Origin of the sequence: Clostridium cuniculi (genome assembly GCF_004353185.1) — a bacterium.
Lineage (GTDB): Bacteria > Bacillota > Clostridia > Clostridiales > Clostridiaceae > Clostridium > Clostridium cuniculi.
The window spans coordinates 1-7,859 of sequence record NZ_SMUS01000070.1; the positions used below are offsets into that span (position 1 = coordinate 1).

The window sequence follows — 7,859 nt, forward strand, 5'->3', positions numbered from 1 at the left end:
AGTAATAGGTATTGCAGCATATAGAATATACATGAATAATAAGGCTGAAAGAAATGATTATAACGGATACTTTTATTATTTAGTACAGCTATTAATAAATTTTTTATGGGCTATAATATTTTTTAATTTAAGATTATATGGAATCTCTTTTATCTTGATAATAATTTTATTGCTTTTAATTATAATTACTACTATAAAGTTCTTTAAAGTTGATAAAATAGCAGGTGTATTGATGATACCTTATATAGGTTGGGTAGCTTTTGCCTCATATTTAACATTTTATATTTGGATGTTTAATGAGATGTAGGAATTTAATTTGAATTATGAAAATAAATAGGATAAAATATAAATCTGGTAATGTATTAATACAGGTTTAAGGAGAAGAGTATTTTGAAAAAAGTAATTATAGCAGAAAAACCATCAGTAGCTAAGAATATTGCAGACGCATTTAAGATAAAGACAAGAAGAGATGGTTATTATGAGGGCGAAGATTATTTAGTTACATGGGCTTTTGGACATTTACTTCAATTATATGATGCAAAGGATTATGATGAAAATATGAAGGGGTGGAGAATGGAGAAGTTTCCATTCATACCTGAAGAATTTAAATACAAAGTTAAATGTGATAATGTAAATAGAGCTGTTACAGATAAAGGTGCTGAGAAGCAAATTAATATAATAAAAGGATTAATAGATAGAGATGATGTTGATGGAGTTATCTCTGCTACAGACTACGATAGAGAGGGTCAAGTAATATCAGATGAGCTATTTATTCATTATGAAATAAAGAAACCCATATATAGACTTTTACTTAATGAATGGACAGAAGATGAAGTTAAAAAAGGAATGTCCAATTTGAAGCTGAATAGTGAAATGAAATCACTTCAAGATGCAGGTATTGGAAGACAATTAGCTGATTGGACAATAGGAATTAATTTAACTTCAGTTGCAACTTTACGTTACGGAGCAAGTGAAAAAAAGACTATCAATATTGGAAGAGTATTACTTCCAACATTAAAAATTATATATGATAGAGATAAGGAAATTGAAAATTTTAAAGAATCTTATTACTATAAATTATTAATTAGTTTAAAATCTAAAGATAACATAGAGTTTGAAAGTCTTTATTATGAAAATTCTTCTGAAAAGTTTGAAAAAAAAGATTATCTAGATAATTTAAGTAAGATATTAAAAGAAAAACAAGCAGTAGTTGTAGATAAGGAAATAGAAAAGAAGAGGGAATACCCACAGAGTCTTTTTAATCTTTCTAACTTACAAGGATATATTACTAGCAAATATAAAGGATGGACTTCGGATAAAGTACTTAAAGTTGCTCAGGGATTATATGAAAAGAAACTTATAACTTATCCTAGAACAGCGAGTAGTGTTTTAGAAGAAAGTTTAGTTGATAAAGCAAGAAAAGTATTGGAAACACATAAAAAGGGATTACCTTATGAAAATCAAATTAAGTTTGTACAATCAAAAAGAGTATTTGATAACTCAAAGGTAGAAAGCCATAGTGCAATAACTCCTACTTATGTTATTCCTAAGGGATTAACTACAGAGGAACAACATGTTTATAATGCTATTAAGAATAGATTTATTATGCAATTTATGCCTGTAGCAGAATTTGAAGAAACTAAAATAACTTTAAAAGTTAATGATGAGTTATTAAAAGGTGAATTTATTTCAAAAGGTAAAGTTGAAATAATAAAAGGATGGAGGATTGTTGAAAAAATAGAAACAAAGGATACTATCCTTCCTTTAGTTGAAAAGAGCGAAAATTTAGATATTGTAGATAGTAAAGTGAATAAAGTAACTAAAAAACCACCTAAGTATCATACTGAAAAAACACTTTTAAGGGTTATGGAAACTTGCGGGAAATCTTTTAAGGAAGAAAAAGATGAAAATTCAGATGATGAGAGTAATTCAGATGAAATGATGCAAGCAATTTTAAGTGGATTCAGTATAGGAACTCCTGCAACTAGAGCAGAAACTATAAAAAAGCTTAAAGATATTGGATACATAAAAACAAAGGGAAAAAGTTTAACAACTACGGAATTAGGGAGAACTATAGTAGAAATATTTCCAGCAAAAGAGCTTTTAGATTTAGAATATACAGGGAGACTAGAAAAGACATTATCGGATATAGAAAAAGGTAAGTTCAAAAAAGAAGATTTTCTAAATTTAATATTTGATTTTACTAGGAGTTCTGTTGAAAAGATAAAAAATGATACTTCTATGCTTTCAAAATTTAAAGTTGAAAAACCAGAAGGTGCAGAGGAAATAGGAAAATGTCCTGTATGTGGTAATGCAATAATTGAAGGTGAAAAAGGGTTTGGATGTACTAATTGGAAAAATGGATGTAAGTTTACTATTTGGAAGAATGATAAGTTTATAGAGGCTATGGGTAAAAAGGTAACTAAAGAAATGGTTGCATTATTACTTAAAAATGGAAAAGTAGGTTTTAGAAATCTTAAGAGTAAGAAAGGAACTTTTTTCTCTGCATATTTAAGATATGAAAAAGACGATAAAACTGGATACTATAATTGGAAAATGGAGTTTATAAATTAAATATAATATTTAAAAATAAAAGACCATAAGATATGTAAGTATATATTTATATATACTATATCTTATGGTTTTTTCTACATAAAAATTGATAAAATAGAGTAGCAAACAGGAGCTAAAAATACAGTAATTATTCCTGCAACTCCAATTGATAATGAACTCATAGCACCTTCAGTTTCACCTATTTCTAGAGCCTTGCTTGTTCCAACAGCATGAGAAGCTGTTCCAAGAGAAACGCCTTTAGCAATTGGATGATTAATTCTTAAAATTTTAAATACAGTAGGGCCAACTACAGCGCCAATTATTCCAGAAAGGACAATAGCAAGAACTGTTATAGAAGAAACCCCACCTAAACTATTAGTAATTTCTATACCTATAGGAGTAGTAACGCTTTTTGATAATAAAGAAATAGTTAAACTGTTATCTAAGCCTAAGAAGATTGAAATAGAAATAACTGATAATACACTAACTAAACTTCCAACAAAAATACCTGTAAAAATAGGAAGGAAATTTTTTTTAAGTAAAGATAGATTTTTATATAATGGTACAGCTAGTACTATTGTTGCTGGCCCTAAGAAAATATTAATGAATTGACCACCTTTATTATATGTATCAAAATCTATATTAAATATCTTTAAAAATGCAATTATAATTATTGATGCTATTAAAAGTGGATTAAAAAGCGGAAATTTTGTTTTTTTATAAATAAATAGACCTATTTCAAAAGCAACTAAAGAAATAAATATTCCAAAAAACATATTATTTGTAAATATATCCATTGTATTAAGCCCCCTTTTTATTAATTTTATTTTTTTTAACTTCTTTTATAGATTTTCTATTACATATAAATTGTACTGTAATACCAGTTGCAGCAATAACAATTATAGTAGTTAGTATGCAAAGAAGTATTATTTTAAAAATACTACCTTTAAGAGATGCAAAAGATGTCATAAGTCCTACCGAGGCTGGAATAAAGAAAAAAGCTAAGTGATCTAAAAAAAAGTTAGCTAAGTTTTCAACCTTTTCAATTTTAATAATATTTGATGTTAGTAAAACAAATAACAAAATCATTCCTATTATACTTCCAGGTACAGGTAAATTAAGTAGTTTCGAAATTATTTCACTTACAAAATATATAGAAAGAAGTAAAATAGATTCTCTGAAAAATTTCATTAATAGGACCTCCTTTTTTTTTAATACAAAAATACTTTAGCACTAAAAAAAAAAATAGTAAATACTTATAAATTTTCTATTAATTAAAAATTACATTAATTAACAAAAAACAACTATAAATCATAATATAAATCATAATAATATAATTAGTTAAGCTAAAAAGGAGTAGGAATGAGTAAATTCTTAAAAAAAATTGCTACTATTATAGGGTTAGTAGCTGTTATAGGGGCTACTTTTGGTGGGTGTGAAAAAACAGCAACTAAGAATGGAAGTGATGTTGAATTACAAATTGTAAGATTAAACGAAGTTGTTAGATCTGTTTTTTATACACCCATGTATGTAGCAATTACAGAGGGTTTTTTTGAAGAAGAAGGGCTAGAGATTGATTTATCAACTGGACAAGGTGCAGATACAACATATTTTAAATGACAACATATGTTTTATATAAAAAAGGCTATAAAATTAACTATAGCCTTATTTTATATCCAATTTCATTAGTATCACTATCATAAGTAAAATATTCAATAAAGTTTGTTATTAAATTTCTTTTAGCTTCAACATCATCAATCAAATCAATAGATCTTTCAAAACGTCTATAACTTTCTAAAAGCATTTGCTTATTATTATATTCATCTTCGATATCAAACATGGTCAGGTTTAGCTCATTAATTTTTTTTATAATAGTATCATTTTCAGATTTAATTTTCTTTATTTCAACCTGGATCATAGATAAAATATCTGGATCATCTATTAATGCTAATTTTTTAATAAGACCTTGTAGTAATTTATCATTTTCATTAAGATTTTTATTTAAAGTTTTTAACTCACTTTTTAATTTTAAATTATTAGTTTCGATTTTACTAGAATTTATAATTTCTTTGATATCAATATTTTTACATAAATCAATAATGAATCCTTCAAGTTGATCAGCATTAATCATTTTAGAGTTACATCTATTGGAAGCTCTATTTTTTAATTCACATCTATAACTTCTATAGTATTTTCCATGACTAGTTCTGCTCCAAGAACACATACTAGAACCACATTTAGCACATTTTAATATTCCAGATAATAAAAATTTGTTTCCGGTAGATTTTCTTGGAGAAGATTTACTTTTAATTTCTTCTAAAATATTCTGACAATTTACCCATTCTGATCCTGAAATAATACCAGGATGTTTACCAGTAGCAATTATCCATTCATCGATAGGATTTTCTTTTTTTCCACCTTTTCTTTTATTATAGACCATTAGTCCATATTTTGATGAAGTTGTTGTATTTAAAAAAGAACCTTTATTTTCAAAATATTTTATAACCTCAGAATCTGAACAGCAATATACAGGATTTTTTAAAATTTGAAGTACTGTATTTCGGCTGAAATCGCCTCCATTTTTGCCTTTTATATAATTAGATACTAAATACCTAGCGACAGGAACAGTGCTCTTATATTTGGGATATAGATTGTATATAAGGCGGACTATTTCTATCTCTTCCTCAACGACTTCTAGTTTATACATTTTTTTATTATTTTCTGTGATTTGAACTGATTTAAATCCTAAAGGTGGGGTACCACCTAACCAACGACCAGTACGAGAAAGTTCAAGCATATTATCTTTTATTCTTTCAGCTATAGTTTCTCTTTCTATTTGTGCAAATGTAGCTGCAATATTAATCATTCCACGCCCCATAATACTATTTGTGTCAAATTGTTCTGTAATGCTTATAAAAGTAATATTATTTTCTTCTAATATCTTATAAGTAGAAGAAAAGTCAGCTACATTACGGGCGATTCTATCAAGTCTATAACATATAAGAGCAGTAAATCTTTTTAATTTTGCATCATTCATCATTTTAGTGAATTGAGGCCTATTAATATTTCCTCCTGACCAGCCTTCATCTTCATAAATTAAGAAATTAACTTCTTTATCTGTTGTATTATTAAAGTATTTTTTACAAAGTTCTATTTGATTAGAAATAGATTCACCCTTTTTAGTGGCTTTTGATTTTCTAGCATAAATAGCAACATTCATTTGCTTCACCTCTTTAATAAGATATTTCAACAAGATGTAATGGTTCAAAAACTAGTAAGTGGTTTTTTCTAACATAGTAAATACCAAATTTATTTTTATAATACTGAAGAGCTTCTTTTAAGAGAGATTCTGTTATATGTAGTTCTTCAGAGAGTTCATATGTATTAGAAACTTCAGATAATAAAAGGTCTATAATCTTATCTGAAGTAAGTAAATTTTCTATAGACCATCTTCGAGTTATAATTTATTGTTTAGTATTAGATTCTTTTGTAAAGTTAAGATTAGAATTAGTGATGTTATTAGTGCGCTCCATCGGAACATCATAACCCATTAACCAAGCTTCATTTACATTTAAAGCTTCAGCTATTAGATATATATTATTTTGTTTTGGAGTATATTTACCAGAAATATAAGAACTTAAAGATTTTTTTTGTTTATCTTATTTTTTTCAACTAAATCAGCTTGTTTCATATTTCTTAAATTTAAATCTTCTTTTATTCTTTCTCCAATAGTTTTTATTTTAAAAACTTCCTATATTTAGATATTATTAAGGCTAAGAAAGCACAACAAAATATTTAAAAATTTACGACGAAAGTTTAGAAAACTAAACAAATTATAAAGAAGGATAAATTTAAAATATATTTTAACAATTAGTAAATCAAATGAATAAAATAACATAAAGAGAAATGAAGAGGTGAAACAAATTGGGATAGGTACAGAAGTATTTACAATGTCAGGAAGTAAATTTAGAGCTGTTTGTATAAATCCAGTTGAAGATCCAGAAAAAATAAGAGAAGTTAGTGAAAGATATTGGAATGGATTAATAAGTGCGTTAGAAAAGCAGTTTGGAGAATGTTGGGCAACTGTAATTATAAACAATGATGAGTATTTAGAAAAAATGGGATATGAGGGCGAAGAGTTAGAAAGAATAAAATCAAGGAGAAAAGGTAGAAAAAATAATATAACTTAATAACATATATTCAAAAGATGGACAGGCTAAAAAGCCTTTAAAGAAATTTATTAAACATATTAACAGTTATATAAAAATATAGAAGTAAGAAAACAAATCGGAAAGATAGAGATGTTAAAGATAAAGTTTAAGATTTATGACAAGAATAGAAAAAGATTTATAAGAGGTACAGGCTACAGCATAACAGGAGATGGAGAGGTACAAACATTTAATAGTCATGGAGTAGCAGAAGGAACAGTTAATAATAGACACTTAAAACCAGTTTTATATTGAGGAAAGAAAGATATTACAGGCTGAGAGATATACGAAGGTTTTATAGTAGAGAGAAGAGGAGCAGTGCAAGGAGAGGAAGAGATAACAGGAGTAGTTATTTTAGAGGAGTGTCAATGGGGGATAGTAGATAAAGTATACTTGGCTAATAAAATTTTAGTAGTTGAAAATAAAAGTAAAAAAGATAAATAAGGGAGTAATAAACTATGAAAAAATTAAAAAAATTAATAAGGGAACAGAAGAAATTTCTTCAGGATAAAAAGTTAAATCCAAGTAACTATTTATTAGAAAAATCAACAACAAAAGAATATGTATTTTATGATATAAAGAAGGATTTAAAAAGAGAACAAGCAACAGCAACAAGGGAAAGGTTAGAAGATATGTGTTCATGGAGGGATAAAACATGAAATTATTAACAGGGTTTGCAGTAGTAAAAGATAATGTAGGTAATAGGATAGCTTATACCACAAGTGAGGTAGATAAAACTGGAGCTATAGTATCATCTAACAACAAAGAAAGTTTTGTTGTATTAGATCCGGAAACAAATAATCTAATTGAACAATTAGAAGAAAAGATAAAAGAAAGAATAAAACTCTTGAAAATAAAACGTAATAAAACATATATTGAATCTTATTGTAAAAAAAGGTAAAATAAACGCGTAAATATTTATTTTTTATAAAGGGGTATTAGCATTTGTGCATGGAAGATTATACCAGTGAGAATAGTGTTTTATCTAAAAGTGATATTGAAAGATTGAGAAAAGCCTATAATAATTATGAGATTTCAGAAGATTATCTTAATTTTGAAGTAAAGAATATTATGATTAATGAAAAAATTAGTAAAGAT

The 7,859-nt window shown here is 26.7% G+C and carries 12 protein-coding genes; 8 read left to right on the forward strand and 4 right to left on the reverse strand.

Features of this window, described 5'->3' with window-relative positions; all coding sequences use genetic code 11:
- Together EJJ37_RS19175 and EJJ37_RS19180 are read left to right on the forward strand one after the other, a co-directional pair.
- Window positions 1-307, forward strand: a 307-nt coding sequence (locus EJJ37_RS19175; RefSeq protein ID WP_133017050.1) for a TspO/MBR family protein, incomplete at its 5' end; no start/stop codon positions are given.
- Between the two features lie 83 nt (window positions 308-390).
- On the forward strand, window positions 391-2,574 hold the full coding sequence (locus tag EJJ37_RS19180; protein WP_133017051.1) for a type IA DNA topoisomerase: 2,184 nt from the start codon (window positions 391-393) through the stop codon (window positions 2,572-2,574).
- A 74-nt stretch (window positions 2,575-2,648) separates the two neighbouring features.
- Here the strand turns inward: EJJ37_RS19180 and EJJ37_RS19185 are convergent, their stop codons facing one another.
- Together EJJ37_RS19185 and EJJ37_RS19190 are read right to left on the reverse strand one after the other, a co-directional pair.
- Window positions 2,649-3,350: an LrgB family protein gene (locus EJJ37_RS19185; RefSeq protein WP_133017052.1), complete on the reverse strand. Its 702-nt coding sequence runs from the start codon at window positions 3,348-3,350 to the stop codon at window positions 2,649-2,651.
- A 4-nt stretch (window positions 3,351-3,354) separates the two neighbouring features.
- The gene (locus tag EJJ37_RS19190; RefSeq protein WP_133017053.1) at window positions 3,355-3,744 is read right to left on the reverse strand and encodes a CidA/LrgA family protein; all 390 of its coding nucleotides are present in this window, start codon (window positions 3,742-3,744) and stop codon (window positions 3,355-3,357) included.
- A 171-nt stretch (window positions 3,745-3,915) separates the two neighbouring features.
- Here EJJ37_RS19190 and EJJ37_RS19195 point away from each other — a divergent pair, with 171 nt between their 5' ends.
- The gene (locus tag EJJ37_RS19195; protein ID WP_133017054.1) at window positions 3,916-4,173 is read left to right on the forward strand and encodes an ABC transporter substrate-binding protein; all 258 of its coding nucleotides are present in this window, start codon (window positions 3,916-3,918) and stop codon (window positions 4,171-4,173) included.
- A 37-nt stretch (window positions 4,174-4,210) separates the two neighbouring features.
- On the opposite strand, the gene EJJ37_RS19200 is transcribed toward EJJ37_RS19195, so the two are convergent.
- Together EJJ37_RS19200 and EJJ37_RS21245 are read right to left on the reverse strand one after the other, a co-directional pair.
- Entirely contained in the window at window positions 4,211-5,773 is a 1,563-nt protein-coding gene (locus EJJ37_RS19200; RefSeq protein WP_166484845.1) for a recombinase family protein, read from the reverse strand.
- Window positions 5,774-6,017: 244 nt separating this feature from the next.
- Window positions 6,018-6,182 (reverse strand): hypothetical protein, encoded by a 165-nt coding sequence (locus EJJ37_RS21245; RefSeq protein WP_243124926.1) that lies wholly within the window; start codon window positions 6,180-6,182, stop codon window positions 6,018-6,020.
- 285 nt (window positions 6,183-6,467) lie between these two features.
- Between EJJ37_RS21245 and EJJ37_RS19210 the strand changes: the two genes are divergently transcribed.
- The 5 genes from EJJ37_RS19210 (at window position 6,468) to EJJ37_RS19220 (ending at window position 7,662) form a co-directional block, all read left to right on the forward strand.
- Window positions 6,468-6,743, forward strand: coding sequence for a hypothetical protein (locus EJJ37_RS19210; protein ID WP_133017055.1), 276 nt, complete (start codon window positions 6,468-6,470; stop codon window positions 6,741-6,743).
- 111 nt (window positions 6,744-6,854) lie between these two features.
- On the forward strand, window positions 6,855-7,016 hold the full coding sequence (locus tag EJJ37_RS20525; protein ID WP_166484846.1) for a hypothetical protein: 162 nt from the start codon (window positions 6,855-6,857) through the stop codon (window positions 7,014-7,016).
- Between the two features lie 63 nt (window positions 7,017-7,079).
- Window positions 7,080-7,205 (forward strand): hypothetical protein, encoded by a 126-nt coding sequence (locus EJJ37_RS21075; RefSeq protein WP_275547967.1) that lies wholly within the window; start codon window positions 7,080-7,082, stop codon window positions 7,203-7,205.
- 14 nt (window positions 7,206-7,219) lie between these two features.
- On the forward strand, window positions 7,220-7,420 hold the full coding sequence (locus tag EJJ37_RS19215) for a DUF6906 family protein (protein WP_133017056.1): 201 nt from the start codon (window positions 7,220-7,222) through the stop codon (window positions 7,418-7,420).
- The gene (locus EJJ37_RS19220; protein WP_133017057.1) at window positions 7,417-7,662 is read left to right on the forward strand and encodes a hypothetical protein; all 246 of its coding nucleotides are present in this window, start codon (window positions 7,417-7,419) and stop codon (window positions 7,660-7,662) included. The genes EJJ37_RS19215 and EJJ37_RS19220 overlap by 4 nt, the downstream gene beginning before the upstream one ends.
- Window positions 7,663-7,859: the final 197 nt, after the last annotated feature.